The organism is Thioalkalivibrio sp. AKL9 (genome assembly GCF_000377825.1).
Lineage (GTDB): Bacteria > Pseudomonadota > Gammaproteobacteria > Ectothiorhodospirales > Ectothiorhodospiraceae > Thioalkalivibrio > Thioalkalivibrio versutus.
Genome location: NZ_KB905107.1, coordinates 1 through 19,082, shown reverse-complemented (window position 1 = coordinate 19,082; position 19,082 = coordinate 1). Strand labels below are relative to the sequence as shown.

20 protein-coding genes and 2 pseudogenes are annotated in these 19,082 nt (G+C 65.1%); 9 read left to right on the top strand and 13 right to left on the bottom strand.

All coding sequences use genetic code 11. The features are described from left to right. Nucleotides 1-79: 79 nt before the first annotated feature. Nucleotides 80-313, bottom strand: a complete 234-nt coding sequence (locus D573_RS0105945; RefSeq protein WP_018146192.1) for a hypothetical protein — start codon at nt 311-313, stop codon at nt 80-82. A gap of 137 nt (nt 314-450) precedes the next feature. Here D573_RS0105945 and D573_RS0105940 point away from each other — a divergent pair, with 137 nt between their 5' ends. The 5 genes from D573_RS0105940 to D573_RS0105920 all read left to right on the top strand — a co-directional run bounded on the left by D573_RS0105940 (nt 451) and on the right by D573_RS0105920 (nt 5,118). Then, entirely contained in the window at nt 451-1,767 is a 1,317-nt protein-coding gene (locus tag D573_RS0105940; protein WP_018937933.1) for a rhodanese-like domain-containing protein, read from the top strand. 221 nt (nt 1,768-1,988) lie between these two features. Then, nucleotides 1,989-2,618, top strand: coding sequence for a TetR/AcrR family transcriptional regulator (locus D573_RS0105935; protein WP_026287925.1), 630 nt, complete (start codon nt 1,989-1,991; stop codon nt 2,616-2,618). Nucleotides 2,619-2,630: 12 nt separating this feature from the next. Beyond that, nucleotides 2,631-3,122: a DsrE family protein gene (locus D573_RS0105930; RefSeq protein ID WP_018937931.1), complete on the top strand. Its 492-nt coding sequence runs from the start codon at nt 2,631-2,633 to the stop codon at nt 3,120-3,122. A gap of 70 nt (nt 3,123-3,192) precedes the next feature. Continuing rightward, nucleotides 3,193-3,693, top strand: coding sequence for a DsrE family protein (locus D573_RS0105925; RefSeq protein WP_026287924.1), 501 nt, complete (start codon nt 3,193-3,195; stop codon nt 3,691-3,693). A gap of 384 nt (nt 3,694-4,077) precedes the next feature. Further along, nucleotides 4,078-5,118: a GGDEF domain-containing protein gene (locus D573_RS0105920; protein WP_018937929.1), complete on the top strand. Its 1,041-nt coding sequence runs from the start codon at nt 4,078-4,080 to the stop codon at nt 5,116-5,118. Between the two features lie 140 nt (nt 5,119-5,258). Here D573_RS0105920 and D573_RS0105915 read toward each other — a convergent pair whose 3' ends face one another. Genes D573_RS0105915 through mscL form a run of 3 tightly spaced genes read right to left on the bottom strand, consistent with a single transcriptional unit; the run spans nt 5,259 to nt 7,469 of the window. Next, a complete protein-coding gene (locus D573_RS0105915; RefSeq protein WP_018937928.1) occupies nt 5,259-6,026 on the bottom strand; it encodes an ABC transporter permease in 768 nt (255 codons plus the stop codon). Next, a complete protein-coding gene (locus D573_RS0105910; RefSeq protein ID WP_018937927.1) occupies nt 6,023-6,991 on the bottom strand; it encodes a daunorubicin resistance protein DrrA family ABC transporter ATP-binding protein in 969 nt (322 codons plus the stop codon). Before D573_RS0105910 ends, D573_RS0105915 begins: the two co-directional genes overlap by 4 nt. A 55-nt stretch (nt 6,992-7,046) precedes the next feature. Beyond that, the gene (gene mscL, locus D573_RS0105905) at nt 7,047-7,469 is read right to left on the bottom strand and encodes a large-conductance mechanosensitive channel protein MscL (protein WP_018937926.1); all 423 of its coding nucleotides are present in this window, start codon (nt 7,467-7,469) and stop codon (nt 7,047-7,049) included. A 227-nt stretch (nt 7,470-7,696) separates the two neighbouring features. On the opposite strand from mscL, the pseudogene D573_RS13775 reads away from it, so the two are divergent. Beyond that, nucleotides 7,697-9,189, top strand: a pseudogene (locus tag D573_RS13775) (plastocyanin/azurin family copper-binding protein). A 158-nt stretch (nt 9,190-9,347) separates the two neighbouring features. Here D573_RS13775 and D573_RS0105895 read toward each other — a convergent pair. Then, entirely contained in the window at nt 9,348-9,695 is a 348-nt protein-coding gene (locus tag D573_RS0105895) for an antibiotic biosynthesis monooxygenase (protein WP_018937923.1), read from the bottom strand. A 262-nt stretch (nt 9,696-9,957) separates the two neighbouring features. Beyond that, nucleotides 9,958-10,260 carry a DUF3817 domain-containing protein gene (locus D573_RS0105890; RefSeq protein ID WP_018176437.1) on the bottom strand — a complete coding sequence of 101 codons (303 nt, stop codon included), beginning with the start codon at nt 10,258-10,260 and terminating at the stop codon, nt 9,958-9,960. 109 nt (nt 10,261-10,369) lie between these two features. Here D573_RS0105890 and D573_RS0105885 point away from each other — a divergent pair, with 109 nt between their 5' ends. After that, nucleotides 10,370-10,987, top strand: a complete 618-nt coding sequence (locus tag D573_RS0105885) for a class I SAM-dependent methyltransferase (RefSeq protein ID WP_018937922.1) — start codon at nt 10,370-10,372, stop codon at nt 10,985-10,987. A 29-nt stretch (nt 10,988-11,016) separates the two neighbouring features. Here D573_RS0105885 and D573_RS0105880 read toward each other — a convergent pair whose 3' ends face one another. The 5 genes from D573_RS0105880 to D573_RS0105860 all read right to left on the bottom strand — a co-directional run bounded on the left by D573_RS0105880 (nt 11,017) and on the right by D573_RS0105860 (nt 15,482). Next, nucleotides 11,017-11,286: a hypothetical protein gene (locus D573_RS0105880; protein WP_018937921.1), complete on the bottom strand. Its 270-nt coding sequence runs from the start codon at nt 11,284-11,286 to the stop codon at nt 11,017-11,019. A 172-nt stretch (nt 11,287-11,458) separates the two neighbouring features. After that, nucleotides 11,459-11,893 carry a DsrE family protein gene (locus D573_RS0105875; RefSeq protein WP_018176434.1) on the bottom strand — a complete coding sequence of 145 codons (435 nt, stop codon included), beginning with the start codon at nt 11,891-11,893 and terminating at the stop codon, nt 11,459-11,461. Nucleotides 11,894-12,240: 347 nt separating this feature from the next. Beyond that, complete coding sequence (locus D573_RS0105870) at nt 12,241-13,875, bottom strand: methyl-accepting chemotaxis protein (RefSeq protein ID WP_018937920.1); 1,635 nt, start codon at nt 13,873-13,875, stop codon at nt 12,241-12,243. Nucleotides 13,876-14,150: 275 nt separating this feature from the next. Then, nucleotides 14,151-14,771 (bottom strand): hypothetical protein, encoded by a 621-nt coding sequence (locus tag D573_RS0105865; protein ID WP_018937919.1) that lies wholly within the window; start codon nt 14,769-14,771, stop codon nt 14,151-14,153. Between the two features lie 81 nt (nt 14,772-14,852). Further along, nucleotides 14,853-15,482, bottom strand: coding sequence for an alternative oxidase (locus D573_RS0105860; RefSeq protein WP_018937918.1), 630 nt, complete (start codon nt 15,480-15,482; stop codon nt 14,853-14,855). Nucleotides 15,483-15,718: 236 nt separating this feature from the next. Here D573_RS0105860 and D573_RS0105855 point away from each other — a divergent pair, with 236 nt between their 5' ends. Then, on the top strand, nt 15,719-16,138 hold the full coding sequence (locus tag D573_RS0105855; protein WP_018146175.1) for a rhodanese-like domain-containing protein: 420 nt from the start codon (nt 15,719-15,721) through the stop codon (nt 16,136-16,138). Nucleotides 16,139-16,305: 167 nt separating this feature from the next. Then, nucleotides 16,306-17,235: a hypothetical protein gene (locus D573_RS0105850; protein ID WP_018937917.1), complete on the top strand. Its 930-nt coding sequence runs from the start codon at nt 16,306-16,308 to the stop codon at nt 17,233-17,235. Nucleotides 17,236-17,321: 86 nt separating this feature from the next. Here D573_RS0105850 and pyk read toward each other — a convergent pair whose 3' ends face one another. Both pyk and D573_RS14670 read right to left on the bottom strand, forming a co-directional pair. Next, nucleotides 17,322-18,785, bottom strand: coding sequence for a pyruvate kinase (pyk, locus tag D573_RS0105845; RefSeq protein ID WP_018937916.1), 1,464 nt, complete (start codon nt 18,783-18,785; stop codon nt 17,322-17,324). A gap of 56 nt (nt 18,786-18,841) precedes the next feature. After that, nucleotides 18,842-19,082 (bottom strand): annotated as a pseudogene (locus D573_RS14670) (IS4 family transposase); the annotation flags it as partial.

Genomic DNA, 19,082 nt, shown 5'->3' with positions numbered 1-19,082 from the left:
CCGTTTCGGCATGCCTCTTGAGCCGCTCAGCCGGGCGCCACGGGCTACAAATAGCCGGTGACGCCCGTGTGAGGTCAGGTTACAGGCCGATCAGTTCGGCGTGGACACCGGTGGCGGTTACCGTGTCCAGCAGCTTGCGGCTGTCGACCCGTTCCGGATCGTACTCCACCACCATCAGGTGGGGCCGTTCGTCGTGACTGGAGGCGGCCATGACGCCGGGGAGTTCACGCAGGGTGTCCTGTATGCGCTCGCGGGCCGCGTGGTCGGTGTTTTCGTCGATGTGGATGGTGACATCCGCCATGTGATTGCTCATTGGGGGTTCCTTCGGCTGCTGGGCCGTGTGCCTTTACCCTGAATATAGACACTGTACGGGGTGGCTCAAGCGGAGGCCTGGCCGGCGGCGGAACAGGGGGCTATGGTGGAGGGATGGACGCAAAAAGGAGAATCACGATGCGAGCGATCTGGCTGGGACTGGTCCTTGCCGCGGCAGGTAGTACCGCGCAGGCCGAAGAACTGACGGGCGACACGCTGCTGGACGCCGCCAACGCCGAGATCACCAACATCGACAAGGAGGGCCTGCAGGAGTGGATCGCCAGCGAGCCGGACCATGTCGTGATCGACGTGCGCACCCGCACCGAGATCGAGCACACCGGCGGGCAGATCCGGTCCAGCGAGACGCTCAATATCCCGCGTGGCTGGATCGAGTTCGAGGTGCCCGGCGAGATCCCGGACAAGGACACCCCGATCGTCGTCTATTGCGGTCAGAACCTGCGTAGCGTGGCCGCCGCGCAGACCCTGCAGCAGATGGGCTACACCAACGTGCAGAACTACCCCGGCGGCTTCTTCGAGTGGCAGGACGCGGGCCTGCCACTGTACGTGCTGGACAAGGCACGCGACTCGTTCCTTTATGACCGGCCGCAGGAGGTGACCGATGGCGTTTGGTCCGCGATCGGCGCGACCCAGCCCTCCACCTACGAGAACTCCGGCCACAACAACAACCTGTCGTTCATCATCACCGAGGACGGTGTGGTGGTGATGAACGCCGGCGACAACTACCTGCTGGCGAAATCACTGCACGAGGAGATCCGGAAGCTTACCGACCAGCCAGTGAAATACGTGGTGCTGGAGAACGCCCAGGGCCATGCCATGCTCGGCATGACCTACTGGCAGGAGCAGGGCGCCACGGTGATCGCGCACAAGGATGCCTGGCGCGAGATCGAGGCCAACGGCCAGGCCAGCCTGGAGGGTGCGCCCAACCGCACCCGTGACAAGGCGTTCATGACCGAGCTGGGTACGCCGGATGTGACCTTCGCCACGCGCCTCGACCTGGACATGGGCGGCGAGACCATCCAGATCCGCTACCTCGGACCGGGCCATGCCCCGGGCGATATCGCCATCTGGGCGCCCGCGCGCAAGGCGCTGATTACCGGCGACCTGGCCTTTCACCAGCGCATGCTCCCGATCTTCGATTACACCGATACCGCCGGCTGGATCGAGACCTGGCATGAACTGGAGGCCCTGGATGCCGACTACATCATCCCGGGCCACGGTGAGCCGGTGAATGACTTCGACGTGCTGCGCCGCTACACCCACGACTACCTCGTGCATCTGCGCGAGGAGGTCCAGCGCATCCTCGACGAGGGCGGCACGCTGAACGATGCCTACAACATCGACCAGTCCGCCTACCGCCACCTGGACACCTACGGCGAGCTGCACCGCCAGAACGCCGGCCGCGTCTTCCGCACCATGGAGTTCGAGGACTTCTGAACCGGAATCCGGGTGCGGTGACCCGGTCATTGCGAGCGCAGCGAAGCCATCTTCATCCATAACCCGGGCCGCCCATCCGCGGCCCGCCCCCCTCCAGGGTATTGATCGGGCCTGTGCAGCGCATGGGCTCGATCGTTTTTCCGCGATGTCTCGTGGCCGGCGTATGGCGTTTCGCATATGTTCGCGCTAGATTAGAACGAACGTTCGGTTCGGTTGTGATGATGACGGAAAACCCAAAGCAATCGGTGCGCGGTGCGGCACTGCGCAAGCTCGTGCTGGATACCGCCCTGGAGCGGTTCAGTCGTGATGGCTATTTCAATACCTCCATCCATGACATCCGTCGCCAGGCCGGGGTCTCCATTGGCTCGATCTATCACCACTTCGGCAACAAGGAGGCGCTGGCCAAGGCGCTGTACGACGACCTGCTGCAGCGCATGGACGCCGGCCTGGCCGAAGTGATGGGGCGCGAGAGTGACTGCCGTGCGCGCTGCGACGGAATCATCGCGTTCCTGTTCGAGGCCGCGATCGAGGCCCCCCAGGCCATGCGTTTCGTGCTGGAGGCGCGCCACCGCGAGTTTCTCCCGGACGAGCCGCCGGTGTGTTCTTCGCAACCGTTCCAGCGGATGCGCGAGTGCATCGAGCGGGGCATTCAGAGCGGCGACGTTCGCCCGATGGAGGTGCCCGTAGCCGCCACCGCCGCGTTCGGTGGCGCAATCCGCCTGCTGCATTTACACCTCGACGGGGCTCTGGAGAGACCCCTGCCGCACTACCTGTCCGAGACCCAGGAGGCCGCCTGGCGCGCCATCGTCATGCCCCCCCCCGGACAACCCGTACCCCGCTTCCACCCCTAAGGAGAGTCCCCTATGAAAATCGTCGCTTCCTTGTTCCTGCTGTTTGCCCTGTCCCTGTCTGCCTTGAGCGTCCAGGCCGATGCTCCCACCGATGCTCGGGCCCTGGAGGGTGTTGAGCAGGGTCGGGTGGTGTTCGACCTGAATAACAATGATCCGGAGATGCTGGCGCTGTACCTGATGGTGATTCGCGAGACCTTTGAAGACCTGACCGATCAAGGTGTCGAGCCGGATATGATTCTGGCGTTTCGCGGGCGGGCCGTGACCATGGTGTCCGAGGACCGCGAACGCTTCGATCTGACCGAGTTCGACCACCTCGACGCCATCGAGGAGCACGTGGCTGCGTTGAAGGAGAAGGGCGTTCGCATGGAGTCCTGTGCCGTGGCCACCCGCCTGTTCGGGGTCGAACATGGCGAGCTGCTGCCCGGCATCGAACCGGTGCGCAACACCTTCGTCTCCCTGACCGGCTATCAGGCGCAGGGTTACGCGGTCATCCCGATCTACTGAGTCCGATTGATTCAGGCACCGAGTCCGGGCACGAGAGATCCGGACCTAAACCACGAAAGGAGGAGTATCCATGCGAAACCGAATAGTGATCCTGCTGGTGGCCCTGCTGCTGCCGCTCGGGCTGGGCTCGACGGCCACCGCCGAGGGCCTGGACAACCGCGAGGCAACCCAGGGCATCGAGACCATGCGAGCGGTCTACGACATGCGCAAGTCCGACCCGAACGTGATGCTCGCCTATTTGCGTGGCATCGCCACCAACCACGAGAACCTCATCAAGGAGGGCGTGGAGCCCGATCTGCGCATGGTCTTCATCGCCGAGGCCGTCAAGTTCATCACCACCGACCCCGAGCCCGAGATCGCTATCGACCACGGCGACACCCTGGAAGAGATCGCCAAGGCCGTCGACCGCCTCGATGAGCTGGGCGTGAAGATGGAGGTCTGCGCCGCTGCGACCCGCGCCTACGGGGTGGACAACGACAAGGTGCTGGACGCGATCCAGCCGGTCCGCAGTGGGTTCATCGCCGTCATGGGGTACCAGAACCAGGGCTACGCACTGGTCCCCGTCTACTAGGAAAACGCTGACCAGCGTCTTCCTGGGTTCCCGCCGACCCCACACGGGTCATGTCTTGTCGCCGCAGGGATGCGGCGATTTTTTTGTCCTGCAAAGGGGCGTTGACATGGCCGCCAATCTGCGTGGATTGATCATTGCCTTCCTTGTAGATGGCGTCTCTATCCGTATGGAGCGGCGCCGTTCATTCGAACTCCGCCGTTTTCTATTACCATAAAACTCCAATGTTTGGCGTTGCCCCGCAGGGAAACCTTGCAGGCGGGGTAGGGTCCGACATCCGCGTGATGCCGAAAGGCACCCTGCGTAGAGATGATTTCGCCCCGTTGGCGGCCCCGGATGATCGACCGGGGACGGTGGCGGCCCCTTCGACGAGACGAGATCAATGCCATGACCAGCGGTCGAGATCTGCTTGATGGACTGGCCCACCTGACGGGTATACGCAATGCCCAGCGTCTGGAATACAGCCTGCTCAAGACGCTGGACGACATCTACGAGAATGCCTGCATTTGGGCGATTCAGCTTGATGTCGAAGGCCAGCCGCGGAGCCTGCATACCTTTGATCGCAAGCACGATGCCGTGATGACGGTGCCGTTCGACCCCAAGGACCAGCCGGTCCCTGACGGGTTGCTGGAGCAGGCGTTGGCAACCGGTCAGCCGGTTGCCGAGGCCGATGTGTCCGGTCGCCGGGTCTCGGTCTTTCCGATGTCCGGGCTCAACGAGTTCAGTATCTGCCTGGTGTTTTCATTCGATGGCGACGATGCTGACGAGTCCCTGGATGCCCGCCTGGTCAAGAGTTTCCTTTCGGTGTATCGCAACTTCGTCAAGCTGATTGATGACGCCCAGACCGATGAGCTGACCGGTCTGCTCAATCGCAAGACGTTCGACGACAATTTTCGCGATCTCGCGACCCTGGAACGTAGTGTCCACCGGCCGGGGCTGGCGGAGGATCGTCGCCGGGAGCCCGATCCGGAAGAAACGCAGATCTGGCTGGGTGTGATCGACGTCGACGACTTCAAGAAGATCAACGACGGTTTCGGTCACGTGTACGGCGACGAGGTGCTAATTCTGCTCGCGCGGTTGCTGCAGAAGAGTTTTCGTGAAAACGACCTGATCTACCGCTTTGGTGGGGAGGAGTTCGTGGTGCTGGCCGAGGTTGCCGGTGCCGACCGGGCTGCCGCTACCTTCGAACGGCTGCAGCACGCGGTTGCCGATTATGTAGTGCCGCGAGTCGGCCGGGTCACAACGAGCATCGGCGTGACCCAGTTGCGCCCGTACAAGACGGCCAGCGCCGTACTGGACGAGGCCGATCAGGCCTTGTATTACGCCAAGGCAAACGGCAAGAACCGGGTCTGTATGTACGACCGCCTGGTCGCCGAAGGCATGATTAAGCCCTCCAGGATTGACGTGGGCGAGATCGAACTGTTCTGACCACGCCGCTCGGTGCGGCCCTGCAACTAGGGGCTCGGGCGGCTTGAGAGGATGGAACGGACGCGGGCGGTACCCCCGACCCGCGAGACCCCGGCAAATACGATTCAATGGTCTCCTGCGTACGGGTGCCCCAGGTTTCCCTAGCCGCGGGCGAGGCGGCGGTTGAGCGCGTAGACCGACAGCGGTGCGAAGATCAGCGCGATCGCCAGCGCCCAGGCGAGCGACCACAAGGCCGGTTCAAGGGCCGGACCCTCGGCGTTCATCAGGCCGCGGGCGGCATCTGCCAGCAGCGACACCGGGTTGGCCTGCACGAAGCCCTGCAGCCACGGTGGCATCGTATCCACCGGCACGAAGGCCGAGCTGACGAAGGTGACCGGGAACAGCGCGGTAAAGCCGAACAGCTGCACGTGTTCCGGGTCGCGTGCGATGACGCCGACCAGCACCATCACCCAGGAAAAGGCCACGGCAAAGGTCAGCACCAGCGCCACCATCGCCAGTAGATGGGCCCATGAAGTCTCGAGGCGAAAGCCCAGCAGGAATCCGACGACCAGCAACAGGGCAATGCACAGCAGCTGCTTGACCACGTCCGCCAGGATGCGCCCGGCCAGCGGCGCCCAGCGCGGGATGGGCAGGGCGCGAAAGCGGTCGAACACGCCGCGGGTCAGGTCGGTGTTCAGGCCGTGGCCCACGTACACGGTAACGAACAGCATGTTCATCACGATCACACCCGGCAGCACGAACGCCAGGTAGTTCTCTGGCGAGCCGGCAATAGCCCCGCCGAATACGAACAGGAACAGCACCAGAAACAGGATCGGCTGGATGCTGTAGTCGCCCAGCTCCCAGGGGTTGCGCCGCACCTGCACCAGGCTGCGCCAGGCAAGCGCCAGGGTCTGATCGAGGGCCTTCATGGCGTGGCCTCCGCGTTGCCCGGCTCTTCGCGGCTGGCCCCGCTGCGCCCGGTCAGGGACAGGAACACATCATCCAGACTGGCGCCGCGCAGCCCCAGCTCCGCGACCTCGATGCCGGCGGCGTCCAGCTCTCGCAACAATGCGGGCAGCAGGGCCGGGTCCGACACCGGTACGCTGATCGTTTCGCCCTCCACACGGGGCGGGGTGCCCACCATCGCGGCGACCCGCTCGCCGGCCGCCGCGGCCTGTTCCGCGCGGGCCACCATCAGGAACAGCGAGCGTCCGCCGACCCGGGCCTTCAGTTGTGCGGCGGTGCCTTCGGCGATCACGCGTCCGTGGTCCAGTACCACGATGGCATCGGCCAGGGCGTCGGCTTCCTCCAGGTACTGGGTGGTCAGCAGCACGGTTGTGCCGTCGGTCTGCAGTTGGCGGACACGCTCCCACAGGTCGCGGCGGGCCCGCGGGTCGAGGCCAGTGGAAGGCTCGTCGAGGAACAGGATGCGCGGGCGCCCGACCAGGCTGGCGGCCAGATCCAGCCGGCGCCGCATCCCGCCGGAGTAGGTCTGGGCTGGGCGCTGACCGGCCTCGCGCAGGTCGAAATCCTGCAACAACTCGTCAGCGCGGGCCCTGGCGTCACGGCGTTTCAGGCCCAGCAGGCGGCCGATCAGGATCAGGTTCTCCCGTCCGGTCAGCTTCTCGTCCACCGAGGCGTACTGGCCGGTCAGGCCGATGATCTCGCGCACCCGAGCGCCGTCGCGAGCCACATCGAAGCCGCCTACACGGGCGACCCCGGCGGTGGGCGTCAGCAGAGTGGCGAGCATACGCACTACGGTTGTCTTGCCGGCGCCGTTGGGCCCCAGCAGGCCCAGCACGTGGCCGGCCGGCACCCGCAGATCCACGCCGTCCACGGCCCGCGTACCGCCAAAGTCGCGCACCAGGCCTTCCACTTCGATGGCGTTGTCCAAACTCGTCTCCCTGTTCGATGCCCTTGCTGAGACGCCGTCTGGCTGTACCGGTTCCTCAGCGTGTCCCCCAGTCACCTTGCCGCACCTTCAACAGGTCGCGGATCTCCGTCAACAGTTTCTCTTCGTTGCTGGGTGCCGCGGGTTCCTCCGGCTTGGCCTCTTCCTTGCGCTGCAGGCGGGCGATCCCCTTGATGGCGGCGAATACCACCACGGCGATAATCAGGAAGTCCACCACGCGCTTGATGAACAGTCCGTAATTGATCGTGACCGCCGCCACGCCGTTCTCCGCCTCGCGCAGCACGATCGCGAGTTCTCCAAAGTCGACCCCGCCGATCAGCAGGCCGATGGGTGGCATCACTACATCGGAAACCAGTGAGGACACGATCTGGCCGAACGCCAGCCCGATGATGACCCCCACGGCCATGTCGACCACGTTGCCGCGCGCCACAAACTGCTTGAACTCGTTCACGATGCCCATGGCCCTTCACTAGTCGATGGATGCTGCTAGATCTATAGGCCAGCGCCGGCGCGGTTGCCATGGCAGGGCGAAGGGGGGAGACCGGAGTTTGCGCGGTGGGCACGTCAGTTTGAGTGCCGCGCCGTTGCGCTTGACGCGCGTGATTGTGCCGCGCGACGCTGTGAATAGATGCATGGTATATAAAGGTTATAGCGGAGCGTCGTGGATCCGATCCAGAAGAGGGAGCAATGAAACGAACAGAATCGGCATATCCTTCGGCCATTGGCCGTAACCCACTGGGTGGACATTTCGCGGCCGGGTTTGCCGTGGTCCTGTTGTGGTATTTCGCCTCAGTGGCCCAGGCATCGACGGGCCCGGATTTCAGCGAACTGTTCGGCGACAGCGACTTCATCGAGATCATCGAGCGTGACGAGGGGCTCGAGACGCGGCCGACCGGGTATGTGCACCCGGATGCCGAGCCCGATCATGTGTTCCGCATTGATCTGGACGAGGGGCAGGTGCCGATCGGGCAGGGCGTGGTCTACGACGGCTTCCTGATCGACGGGAAACTGCCCGGGCCAACCTTGCGGGTGACCGAGGGCGACATCGTGCGCATGGAGATCACTAATAGCGGCGATGTGATGCATGGCGCCTCGATCCATGCCGCCTATACCCAGACCTCGAAGCACGTCGGGCACATCCTTCCCGGGCAGACCAGGTCGGTGACCTTCCGTGCCACCACGCCGGGGGTCTTCATGTATCACTGCGCCCCGGGGGGCACGCCATCCCGATGCACGTGATGTTCGGCCAGTACGGGATGATCGTGGTCGAGCCCCGCGATAAGTCCTACCAGCTGGAGGCGGATCTGGGACAGGAGCCGGACCTGAAGCTGTACATGTTGCAGCACGAACTGTACGCCAGCGGCAAGGAGGCGGTGGAAGGCGCCGCCAGCTACACCGCCTTCAATGGCGAGCTGTTCCGCTACGTGGAGAACCCGATCCCCGTCCGTCCGGGCGACTACGTGCGCATGTACTTCCTGAATGTCGGCCCCAACCTCCTGTCCACCTTCCATATTGTGGGGATCCTCTGGGACTACGTGTACTGGCAGGGGCACCCGGAAGCGCAGTGGCCCGGCGGGCAGACGATAACCGCGGGCCCCTCGGACTCCTGGGTGATCGAGTTCCGCATCCCCCCGGACGAAGGCGTCTACACCATGCTGGATCATGGCGTCGGGGCCACCAGCCGTGGTGCCATCGGGCTGCTGGACGCCCGAGCGGACGCGGAGACCTCCTCCGAGATCCTGGCCGAAGGCCCCTCGTACGAGCCGGCAGAGCGTGCGGAGCGGATCGGTGAAGCCCGGCGTGTCCTCGCGCCGTTCGGCATTCCCGACGCCGACACCAACCCGGTACTCGCCCGGGCGGATCGTCCGGTCCGGTTCGGGGCGGATGTGGACGAGGTCGTGATCGAGATGAAGGGCAATTCCTTCTACCCGAAGGTGGTCGAGGTGGCGCCGGGCACCAAGATCACCTGGGTGAACGAGGATGTCTTCACTTATGGTCTCGGGGAGACCTCGGGTGCGCACAATGCCGTCGCCATGCGTGGCCCGCAATCGTTCGCTACGGCGATGCTGGGCCACGCCGAGAGCGACAGCGTCACGCTGACCGAGCCGGGCACGTATGACTACATCTGTGCCCCGCACCCGTACATGGAAGGCCGCATCATCGTGCGCGATCCTGGGTAGGTCAGCGCTGAGTCAGGCCATCCTGGCCCTCTCGGAGCACGGGGGCTGCAGCGTGCAGTAACAAAATGCCAGCCCATCAGTGTTTCCTGAACACTCGGCAGGTCGGCTGGACGCGGCTCGATCCGATTGAGCCGCGTGTGACGGGTTGGTGGCGAGGATCAGGCTCCGTGGGCGCTGCGGGAGTCGTCCGGGGCCTGGTCGCGGTCGTGCATGCCGTAGTCGCGCACGACCTCGGCCACGCGCAGGCGGTAGTTGGCGAAGATGCCGCCGCGCCCGGCCGCCTGCACCTGGCGGTGTTCCTCGAGGTTGCGCCATTCCCGAACGGCTGCTTCATCCCGCCAGAAAGACAGTGACAGCACCTTGCCCGGCTGGCTCAGGCTCTCGAAACGCTCGATGGAGAGGAATCCGTCGACGTCCTTCAGGTGCTCGCGCAGACTCGCTGCCGCATCCAGATAGTCCTGTTTGCGTTCGGCGTGTGGTTCCACTTCGAAGATTACGGCGATCATGGTGGGCTTTGGTATGGGGATGAAGGGCCGATTAGACCACGCGAACGTTGGTTCTGGGGAAGGCATTCAAGGGACGAGTGGCCAGTCCGATTCATCGAGGCACATCTGGGGCCGTCATCCCGGACGCCGTGCAGCGGCGATCCGGGATCTCCGGCGCTGGGGCAGTCGCTGACGTAGGAGATCCCGGCTCTGCGCTTCGCTCCGGCCGGGATGACGAGCGGGGGCTGCAGGCGGCTGGGTCGTGGCCCGTGATGATTCGGCGTCAGGCCGTCCTGGCCGCGCTTGCGTTGGGGATTTCGCGCCGGATCAGGTGGTCGACGTAGAGAAAGCCGAAGGGCACCACCCCAAGGAACAGGACCAGCAGCCATTTCCAGACTGGCCACCCGCTCAGGTGGCTGGCGATCAACGACGTCGCGCCATAGACGATGAACAGGATGCCGTGCACCCAGCCCACGTAGGTCACCGCCAGTGGCATATCCGCGTAGGTGCGTAGCGGCATGGCGACAAAGAGCAGGGTGACGAGGGAAATGCCCTCGACAATGCTGATCAGGCGGAAGAATTTCATAGGGCTGGCCCGGCGGCATGGGAATCGGCGCGGAGGGTAGCACACGGGGCCCGAACGCCTGATAACCTTCCGGTACGATAAGCCTTTGCTCCGGTAACCAGGAACCCGCATGAGCACCAAGCCGCACTGGGAAGACGTCTACCAGACCCGCGCCACCGATGCGGTGGGGTGGTATCAGGCGGAGGCGCGGACGTCGCGGGCCCTGATTCGGGCGGTGGCGCCGGCCCTCGATGCCGCGATTGTCGATATCGGTGGCGGTGCCTCGGTCCTGGTGGACGAACTGCTGGCTGAGGGCTATCGCAACCTGACGGTGCTGGATCTGTCCGGGGCGGCGCTCGAGAAGGCGCGCGAGCGGGTCGGGGAGCGCGCCGCGGCGGTCGCATGGCAGGAAGCGGACGTACTGGAACACGCATTCCCGGAGGCCGCGTTGGATGTCTGGCATGACCGCGCGGTGTTTCACTTCCTGACCGATCCGGATCAACGCGCCCAATACGCGAGGCAGATGCAGCATGCCCTTCGCCCGGGGGGGCATATCGTAATCGGGACCTTTGCGCTGGATGGCCCGGAAAAATGTTCCGGCCTGCCGGTGCAACGGCATTCCCCGGAGACCCTGCAGGGCGCGTTCGGCCCGGATTTCGCGCTGGTGAAGTCGCAACGCGAGGTCCACGTGACCCCGGGCGAGACCGAGCAGTCATTCAACTGGTGCGTGTTCCGCAAGAACGACTGATCCCGGTCGCACCACGCCCAGTGCGACGATCAGCGGCGTTTGACCTCCGCGGCATGGGCCTTGGCCCGGGCGCGGATCTCCTCGAAAAACAGTGCCTCCCAGCGGGTGTTGCGTTCGTCCCTCGACAGGACGTTGTCCTGCGCCTCGCGCTTGAGGCGCTCATCCGCTCCCGTCTCCGCAGCGTCCAGGATCTGCTTGAAGCTCTCCTGTGCCGCGGCCGCCTTCGGGTCGATCCCTAGGCGTTGCAGGACATCGGCCAGCAGTGCCCCGCCTTTCTTCCACTTCGACCAAAGCCTCATAAGTGGCCCCCTGGGGTTCGTTTGGAACGGCCCAGTCCCATGTGTGACGGGCTCGGAGCCTGGGGTCCGCCAGACAACAAACAGTCTACCCGGGTGCGCCTGCAATGGAATCCGGCCGTCCAAACGGAAAAGGCCCTCCGAAGAGGGCCCCGTCAGCATCGAAAGCGGACGATCAGTTCGAGAAGAAGCGCACGTTCGGATCGGCCATATAGGCACCGACTTCTTCCGGGTCGGCCGGGGTGATGCCGTCAAGCAGGTCGGCCTCGGTGTAGTCCGTGTTCGGCAGGAAGATGGCGCAGGTCTCAACGGTGGCGCCGTTGTTGAGCAGGTTCATCATCAGCTGCTGCGCGTTCCGGTCGGCCGGCTGCATGGTGGCGCCCTCAAAATCTTCGGTCGCCATCGTAGCGGCGGGGCCGCACAGCAGGACGCGGATCTCCTGACCCTGACGCATGCTCTGGTTGGCCAACACCATGGACATGAACTGGGTGTGGTCGTCGGCCGAGGTGACGCTGACGAACAGCTTGGAGGGCTCATCCGCCTGCGCAACTGTGCCGGCACCGGCGAGGGCGAGAAGGGCGGAAGCGGCTAGAGTCTTGATGGCTCGCATGGAAGCTCCTGATCGGTTCTTAAAGTGGAATGCCAGAATATAATCGTATGCTGATACGAAATGCAAAAGAATGCGTCTAGATCGCGTTTGCCGGGCCACCCCGCATGGGTCCACCTTCGTCGGGTGGAGGCATCGCGGGCAACTTAAATCTGGGAGTGCGTTCGGCGGCTGGAGTTCCTGGGGCCTTGTGACGAGCCCCCATTTTTCGCATCGCAAGCTCGGATCGCGCGGCTGCTCCTGACGGATCCGCTTCTTCGGGTACTTTCTTGCAAGGCGGTGGCGATCCGCCTGGCAAGTCGCAACCCTGGACCCGAAGCCGAGCTCACGGTGCCCTATAAGCGTGGGGGTCAGCCAATGCGGTAGGCGGAGGCCAGGTCGCGTACGCGCGAGGCGATGTCCGCGACCTCCTGGCTGGCGGTGGCCGTCTGGCGGGCCCCGTTGGCGGTATCGCCGGTGATGTCATTGATGGCGTAGATATTCCGGTTGATCTCTTCGGCCACCGCGTTTTGTTCTTCCGCCGCGCTGGCAATCTGTGTGGTCATGTCGCTGATTCGGCCGACCGCCTGGACGATGGATTCCAGCGCCTCGCCGGCGCGTTCGGCGTCGTTGCTGGTGGCCTCGGCCATTTCGCGGCCGCGGCCCATCGCGGTGACGGCGTTGCGGGTACCCGCCTGCAGCGACTCGATCATCGCCTGGATATCCGCCGTGGAGTCCTGCGTGCGCGAGGCGAGGGTACGTACCTCGTCGGCGACCACGGCGAAGCCGCGTCCCTGTTCGCCGGCGCGGGCGGCCTCGATGGCCGCATTCAGGGCCAGGAGGTTGGTCTGCTCGGCAATGCCGCGAATGACGTCGAGCACCGAGCCAATCTGCTGCCCCTTCTCGTCCAGGTTGCGCACGGATTCCTCGATGGTCGCGACTTCGCCCGACAGGCGTCCGATGTCGCTGACCACCGTGCGCACCACTTCGCCACCCGCGCGGGACTCCTGATCGGCTTCCTGGCTGGAGGACGCGGCATCGGAGGCGTTGCGCGCGACCTCCTGCACCGTCGCGGCCATCTCGTTCATCGCCGTCGAGACCTGTTCGGTCTGCGAGCGCTGCTGGTCGATGTTCCCGTTGGTCTGGGTACTGACGGCGGACAGCTGCTCGGCGGCCGAGGCCATCTGGTCGGTCAGGGTGCGCAGCTCGCGGATGGAGTCCTGGAACTGGTCGAGCATGCCGTTCAGGGCGGTTGCGGTCGCGCCGATCTCGTCGTCCGCGCCGATATTCACCCGGCGCGACAAATCATGATTGCCGGCGATTCCCTCCAGCGTCTCGCGCATGTGCGCGATCGGGAGCGCCACTGACCGATAGGTCCACACCCCGGTGATGACGACCCCGATCAGCACCAGCAGCATCAGGCCGCCGGTGCGTACCAGCACCTGGCCGTAGAACTCCGACACCCGTTCGGCCTCCGCACCGGCGACCTCGATCTGCAGGTCAACCAGCTCGGTGATCTGGTCGCTGATCGGGTCGATGCTGTCGTACAGCGGGCCGTTGAAGGCGTCGAGTTCGCCCTGGACATTGCCGGACATACCGTTCAGCGCGGCCTCCAGGCGATCCAGGTCCTGATTGGCCGCGCGGAAAAGAGAACGGGCGCCATCGGCGAGCTCCTGCTCGCGGGGCGTCAGCGTGGTGGCCAGGTAGGCGTCCCAGATCTCGGCGATCTCTTCTCGTGCCTCACGGACGTCGGCGAGTGCCTCTTCCGCCGTCATCCGTCCGGCGTCCGCCTTGTTGACCGCGTCGATGACCAGCACCGCATAGTTGTCGGCGATGGTCTTCAGCTGCTGCAGGGGCACGACGCGGTCGTGATAGATGTTCTGCACGCCCTCTTCGATGTTGGCTGTGCCGCGTGCAGCCAGGGCCGCCAACAGCAGGAGCGCGGCCACGGGTACCACGATGGTGATGACCAGCTTGGATCGAACAGAGAGCGAACGGAAATTCATGGGCGGTCCTTGTGAGGCCTGTATTGGGAGCAGCCCGCAACCTCGGGCCATGACCACTGTAAACGGCCTGGCCGGCCAAACCTTGAGATGGATCACCCGTGGCGACGTCCGCTAGCAGTCCACTCCCAGCCGGTTCGAACAGGTGTCGGGCCTGCGCGGTTGGCGGCGTACTTTCCGGGGGTTTAGCGGCGTTTTCTGCGGGGTCGGCTGACCAAGCAAAAGGCAAGGTTTGACCCCGAAGGTCTCGGAAGGTCGCGAAGGTCTCGCGTTCTACTTCATCTCGCGGATGGTCCGGACGACAGGGTCTCGCGGATGCGCCGCACGTCGCGCACATACTCCAGCATGGCCGTCATGGCATCGGCGAACAGGTAGGCCGCGAACAGGACCAAACCGCCCGCGAACAACCCGGCGAGGGGCCAGAGGATCGCCGTCAGGAGGGCCAGTCCCCAGCTCGCCGGTTCCACCAGCTCGGCTTCAAGGCCGAACGCGGCCACCGCGGTGCCCGCAAAGGGCTCCACCGCCGTCAGGGAGATGACCGACAACGCCAGCGCGAGCAGCACGAAGGCAATCGCCAGCAGCTCGCCGACCAGCCGTGTGCAGACGACAACGCAGGTGATGGCGGGATAGTCCCGCGTCTCCAGCGCGCCCAGTGCGCGGGCCCTTCGCCACAGGAGCACGACCCATGCCAGCACCGCAACGGCAAAGAGGGCCTGCAGCAACACCAGGGATGCGACCGGCCAGGGCACCTGCGGCGTTTCCTGTGCCAGCGTCCAGAGCGTCACCGATGTCAGTAGCCCGCCCAGGCCCGTCAGGACCGCCATACCGCGCAGCCCCCATCCTGCCAGCCGCTGCAGGGGGAGTGCGCCCTCGGTCCCGCCGGTTGTCTCGTCGTTCATGGCCGTCTCCATGTCGTTCGCATACGGCCACACGATAGCGCCCGAAAACCGGCCCCGTCAGGTCGCGGGAGAGCGCCCGGGTCAGTCCTTCTTGCCGAGCAGGTCGGCGAAGCCGTGGTTAACGTCCCGGTGGCCTGCCTCGTCGGCGCGTACCGCGCGGATCACGTCGGACAGGCGGGCATCTTCCGGAAGGTTCCAGTACTGGATTGCGCGTGCCGGCGCGGCGACGTTATCGAGCCCGCCGGACTCCACTTCCTCCAGGTACTCGGTGTAGCTGACGACCGCTTCCTCTTCGAAGTAGCCTACGATCCGGTGCGCCGTACGCGACGAGATGATGTAGATCATAAAGAACAACGTGTAAAAGAAGCCCTGCGCCAGGATGATCAGGAAGCGCTCCAGCCAGTTGGGCGAGGTGATCTCGATGAAGGTGAGCAGGTGCATGCGCTCGTTCTCGGCCTCGTCCATCAGCGTGCGGATCCAGCCGTGGTCATCCTCCATGCGCCGCAGCGAGCGCAGGTGCTGCAGCGTGGCGCCCACCATGCCGGGGACGCCCGCAACCGTCTCCAGGCCCACGGCGCGGTGTCCGTAGCGCCGGGCAAAGAAGGTGTCGGCGAAGAATCGCATCAGCGAGGTAAAGCCCCGTGCGACGCGGTCGGAGAAATCACGGGGTTCGTGGTGGCGGCTCAGGTCGATATCGCGGTCGTTCGGCATGCTGCCCCTAACGCTGATCAGTGCGCCGTTTCAGGCGGCAGGTATCCATGGAGCATAGAACCCGCCGTCTGAAATGTCGTGGGGCCGCTTCACAGAGCGTGAAACCCCATGCATGACAGAAGCCCGGACCGGGTTTCTGATGTCCAATGTCGAGGTTGTGGATCGGGCGGTGCAATCGGGGGAACCGGGAGCCGGGAAGGCGGCCTCAGAGAGAGGCGAACATCAAAGGAGAACGCATGGCGAACGAAACGAGCAAGCCGCAGCTGGAGATCAGCGTGAACGCGGCGCGCGAACTGGTCGATATCGGCCTGGCCGTGTTGCTGGATATCCGTCAGCCCTTTGAACTGGAGCTGGAAGGCGCGGTAGAAGGTGCCGTCCCTGTGCCCCTGTTCCGCCTGAAGCAGTTGCTGGGTCGCGAGCTGTCCGAGGAGGAACAGGAACTGCTGGATGCGGACGAGCCGGACGAGCGGGATTTCCAGCACTTCATCTCCCTGATCAACCGCCACCACGTCACCCAGGACCAGATCCTGCTGTGCCTGTGCAACAGCGGCCGCCGCAGCCTGCGTGCCGCAGAGCTCCTGCGGGACCTCGGGTATGCACGCTGCCTTTCCGTCCGGGAAGGTTTCCGCGGCTGGACCAGCAAGGGGGACACATGATCCATGGGCATGTTCGCCAGTGTTGATCGCGGATATGGGCTATCTAAGGAGGTGAGCGGGGGCGATTTTCGTCTCAATGGTCACCGTTTCGGGCCCTGACCCGGGGCCGCCCCCCTTCATGACCGTCAACGGGCGCCGGCCGGGTGATTCTACGGAGGGGCGCTGCCATGCTGCGACTGCCGGCCGTTCCGTTTGTCCACCAATCCTGGTGCTGTCGACTGCACATCGTCGCGCTTGTCGGGTTGGCTCTGCTTGTCGGAAGCCCTCTACTGGCGCATGCGGATGGTGCCGAAGACTGGCTGGCCGCCATTGCCGAATCACCGCTGGGCGAGCCGATTGCCGTTACCTCCACTGTGCAGGGCGGCGTCGTCGAGGGGGCGGTGCACGCCCGGCTGCCGTATTCGTTTGCCCTGGTGGCCAGTGAGCTGGAAGCGCTTTCGGCGTGGTGCGAAATCACCGTCCTGCACATCAACATCAAGAGCTGCGTCTACCGCGAGGGGGCGGATGCCTTGCTGCACCTGTACGTGGGCCGTGCGCGTTACGAGCAGGCGGAGTATGCAGAGCGTGTGGAGCTCGTCAGGCGGTCGGCCCAGACGGGTGAGGACTGGCTGCTGATCGAGCTGGAGGGCGATCGTGGGCCGTACGGAACCCGGGATTACTCCATCGTCGTCCACGTCGTGCCGCACGACACGGGGACCCTCGTCAACCTCGAGTATTCGTTGCGCTTCGGGGTGATTGCCCGGCTGGCCGCGCTCGTCTACCTCGCCACCGGGGGACGCGAGCGGGTGGGTTTCACCGTGGTCGGTTACGAAAACGGCGAGCCACAATACATCGGCGGCCTGGAAGGCATGATCGAGCGCACCGTCATGCGCTTCTATCTTGCACTGCAGGCCTGGCTCGACGTCCGCGACCGGCCGGCTCAGGAGCTCCTTTTGGCCCGCCTGGAACGCTGGTTCGACCTGACCGACGAATACCCGCGCCAGCTACGCGAGCTGGACCGCGAGACCTACCTCGAGCAGAAGCAACGCGAGTACGCGAACCAGCAGAGGCTGCAGGATGCCCCACCGCCCCGCCGGCGCATCCTGCCCCTGGACTGACGGGCTATCCGAATCCCCCTGTCCTTGCAGCTCGGACAGGAGGCGGGTGTCGTGTTCTTCCGTCTTCGGCCGCACGGGGGTGTGGGTCAGGGGTGCTCCGGTGCGTTGGTGTATTCCTGGCGGGGACGGTCGAGTTCGAGCAGTTCCAGGCGGTGGTTGCCGGTCGGATGGGGCCCCGAGGGGCCCTGGACGAGGAGGGCGAGGCCGTCGTCGATGCCGTGCTCGGTGAGCCACTGGCGCGCGAAGTCGTTCCAGTCGGCGCGGTCCTCGGCGACATCCACGGGGTGGACACCGTAGGAAAACTGCAGGCCCTGGGCGGTGGCCGGGTTCGGGGTGAAGGCGGCGATCCAGCAGGGCAGGCGCAGTCGCGCGATGCGCCGGGCGGTGGCGCCACTGGCCGTAGGCGCCAGGGTGACCCGTGGCAGGCGCCGCTGCGCGGTGTGCAGTACGCTGCGCGCGATGAGGTCGACGGCTCGGTCAAGACCTGCCTCGTCAGGGTCGTCCGGGCCGTCGGCGCCGATGCCGCCGTCGCGTTCCGGTTCGATGGAGCGGGCAATGGCCGCCAGCATCGCCACGGCCTCCACCGGGTACAGCCCCATCGCCGACTCGGCGGAAAGCATCACGCAGTCGGTGCCGCCGAGGATGGCGTTGGCGACGTCGGTGGCCTCGGCGCGGGTAGGGCGGCGCGAGGCGACCATGGACTCCAGCATCTGGGTGGCGGTGATCACCGGGCGGTTGTGCTGGTTGGCGCGTCGGGTGATGCGCCGCTGGGCGAGGGCAATGCGCGCGATCGGGATCTCCACTCCGAGATCCCCGCGTGCCACCATGATGCCGTCCGCGGCTTCGAGGATGCTGTCGAGCTGCTCCAGCGCGGCGGCGCGCTCGATCTTGGCGATGATGAAGGGGGCGTAGTCCAGTGCTTCTGCCGCCTTGCGCACCGCAAGGATGTCGTCGCCGTCGACTACGAAGCTCTGGCTGACCGCATCCACGCCGTGTTCCGCTGCAAACCGCAGCCATTGGTGGTCTTCCGTGGTGAAGGCGCGGATGCCGAGATCGATGCCCGGCAGATTCAGGCCCTTGCGCGAGCGCAGTTCGCCGCCGGTATGTACGCGGCAGATCACTTCGCTGCGCTCGATCGTCACCACCTCCAGCTCGATGAAGCCATCGTTCAGGAACAGGGCATCGCCCGGCTGCACCGCCTCCGGCAGGCTCGCGAACGACACGCTGACCCGCGAGGCATCGCCAATGCAGTCCTCGGTAGTCAGGGTGATGGTCTGGTCGGGGTGCAGTTCGATCGGCTCTTCCGCCAGTTCGCCGATACGCATCTTCGGACCGGGAAGGTCACCGAGGATCGCGACGCGGGTGCTGTTCGCCTGCGCGGCGTCGCGGATGCGACCGATCAACTCGGCATGGTAGGCGGCATCGCCGTGCGAGAAATTCAGCCGAGCTACATCGAGCCCGGCCAGCATCATGCGCCGCAGCGTCTCTGGTGAATCGGACGCGGGCCCAATGGTGGCAACGATCTTGGTCTTCTGCGCGGGAAACGGCATGGGCGGGTTATTCATCCGGGCGGTGTCTTAGGAGGGTAGACCCACTGCTGTCCCACTTACGCGGCCCTCAGCCGCAGTGGCATCTGGGGATCGGGTGGATCGTGTTTCCGACCGCGGAGGAGATCGGCCAAGGGTCTGCGCTGGAACAGGTTCAATTGCACCAGGCGTAGCACGGCCTGGATGCCCATGGCCGAGCGTGAGACGAATTTCTGGAAGGCCACCAGCAGGTAGACGCACAGCGCCACGAAGATCTGCGAGGCGACCGCGTTCAGGCTCCGGCCCAGGAAGCTGCGGATC

What these genes read in the sequence shown, in the direction of transcription:
- D573_RS0105945 (WP_018146192.1), bottom strand. Translation starts at nt 313, where the DNA reads ATGAGCAATCACATGGCGGATGTCACCATCCACATCGACGAAAACACC.
- D573_RS0105940 (WP_018937933.1), top strand. Translation starts at nt 451, where the DNA reads ATGCGAGCGATCTGGCTGGGACTGGTCCTTGCCGCGGCAGGTAGTACC.
- D573_RS0105935 (WP_026287925.1), top strand. Translation starts at nt 1,989, where the DNA reads ATGACGGAAAACCCAAAGCAATCGGTGCGCGGTGCGGCACTGCGCAAG.
- D573_RS0105930 (WP_018937931.1), top strand. Translation starts at nt 2,631, where the DNA reads ATGAAAATCGTCGCTTCCTTGTTCCTGCTGTTTGCCCTGTCCCTGTCT.
- D573_RS0105925 (WP_026287924.1), top strand. Translation starts at nt 3,193, where the DNA reads ATGCGAAACCGAATAGTGATCCTGCTGGTGGCCCTGCTGCTGCCGCTC.
- D573_RS0105920 (WP_018937929.1), top strand. Translation starts at nt 4,078, where the DNA reads ATGACCAGCGGTCGAGATCTGCTTGATGGACTGGCCCACCTGACGGGT.
- D573_RS0105915 (WP_018937928.1), bottom strand. Translation starts at nt 6,026, where the DNA reads ATGAAGGCCCTCGATCAGACCCTGGCGCTTGCCTGGCGCAGCCTGGTG.
- mscL (WP_018937926.1), bottom strand. Translation starts at nt 7,469, where the DNA reads ATGGGCATCGTGAACGAGTTCAAGCAGTTTGTGGCGCGCGGCAACGTG.
- D573_RS0105895 (WP_018937923.1), bottom strand. Translation starts at nt 9,695, where the DNA reads ATGATCGCCGTAATCTTCGAAGTGGAACCACACGCCGAACGCAAACAG.
- D573_RS0105890 (WP_018176437.1), bottom strand. Translation starts at nt 10,260, where the DNA reads ATGAAATTCTTCCGCCTGATCAGCATTGTCGAGGGCATTTCCCTCGTC.
- D573_RS0105885 (WP_018937922.1), top strand. Translation starts at nt 10,370, where the DNA reads ATGAGCACCAAGCCGCACTGGGAAGACGTCTACCAGACCCGCGCCACC.
- D573_RS0105880 (WP_018937921.1), bottom strand. Translation starts at nt 11,286, where the DNA reads ATGAGGCTTTGGTCGAAGTGGAAGAAAGGCGGGGCACTGCTGGCCGAT.
- D573_RS0105875 (WP_018176434.1), bottom strand. Translation starts at nt 11,893, where the DNA reads ATGCGAGCCATCAAGACTCTAGCCGCTTCCGCCCTTCTCGCCCTCGCC.
- D573_RS0105870 (WP_018937920.1), bottom strand. Translation starts at nt 13,875, where the DNA reads ATGAATTTCCGTTCGCTCTCTGTTCGATCCAAGCTGGTCATCACCATC.
- D573_RS0105865 (WP_018937919.1), bottom strand. Translation starts at nt 14,771, where the DNA reads ATGAACGACGAGACAACCGGCGGGACCGAGGGCGCACTCCCCCTGCAG.
- D573_RS0105860 (WP_018937918.1), bottom strand. Translation starts at nt 15,482, where the DNA reads ATGCCGAACGACCGCGATATCGACCTGAGCCGCCACCACGAACCCCGT.
- D573_RS0105855 (WP_018146175.1), top strand. Translation starts at nt 15,719, where the DNA reads ATGGCGAACGAAACGAGCAAGCCGCAGCTGGAGATCAGCGTGAACGCG.
- D573_RS0105850 (WP_018937917.1), top strand. Translation starts at nt 16,306, where the DNA reads ATGCTGCGACTGCCGGCCGTTCCGTTTGTCCACCAATCCTGGTGCTGT.
- pyk (WP_018937916.1), bottom strand. Translation starts at nt 18,785, where the DNA reads ATGCCGTTTCCCGCGCAGAAGACCAAGATCGTTGCCACCATTGGGCCC.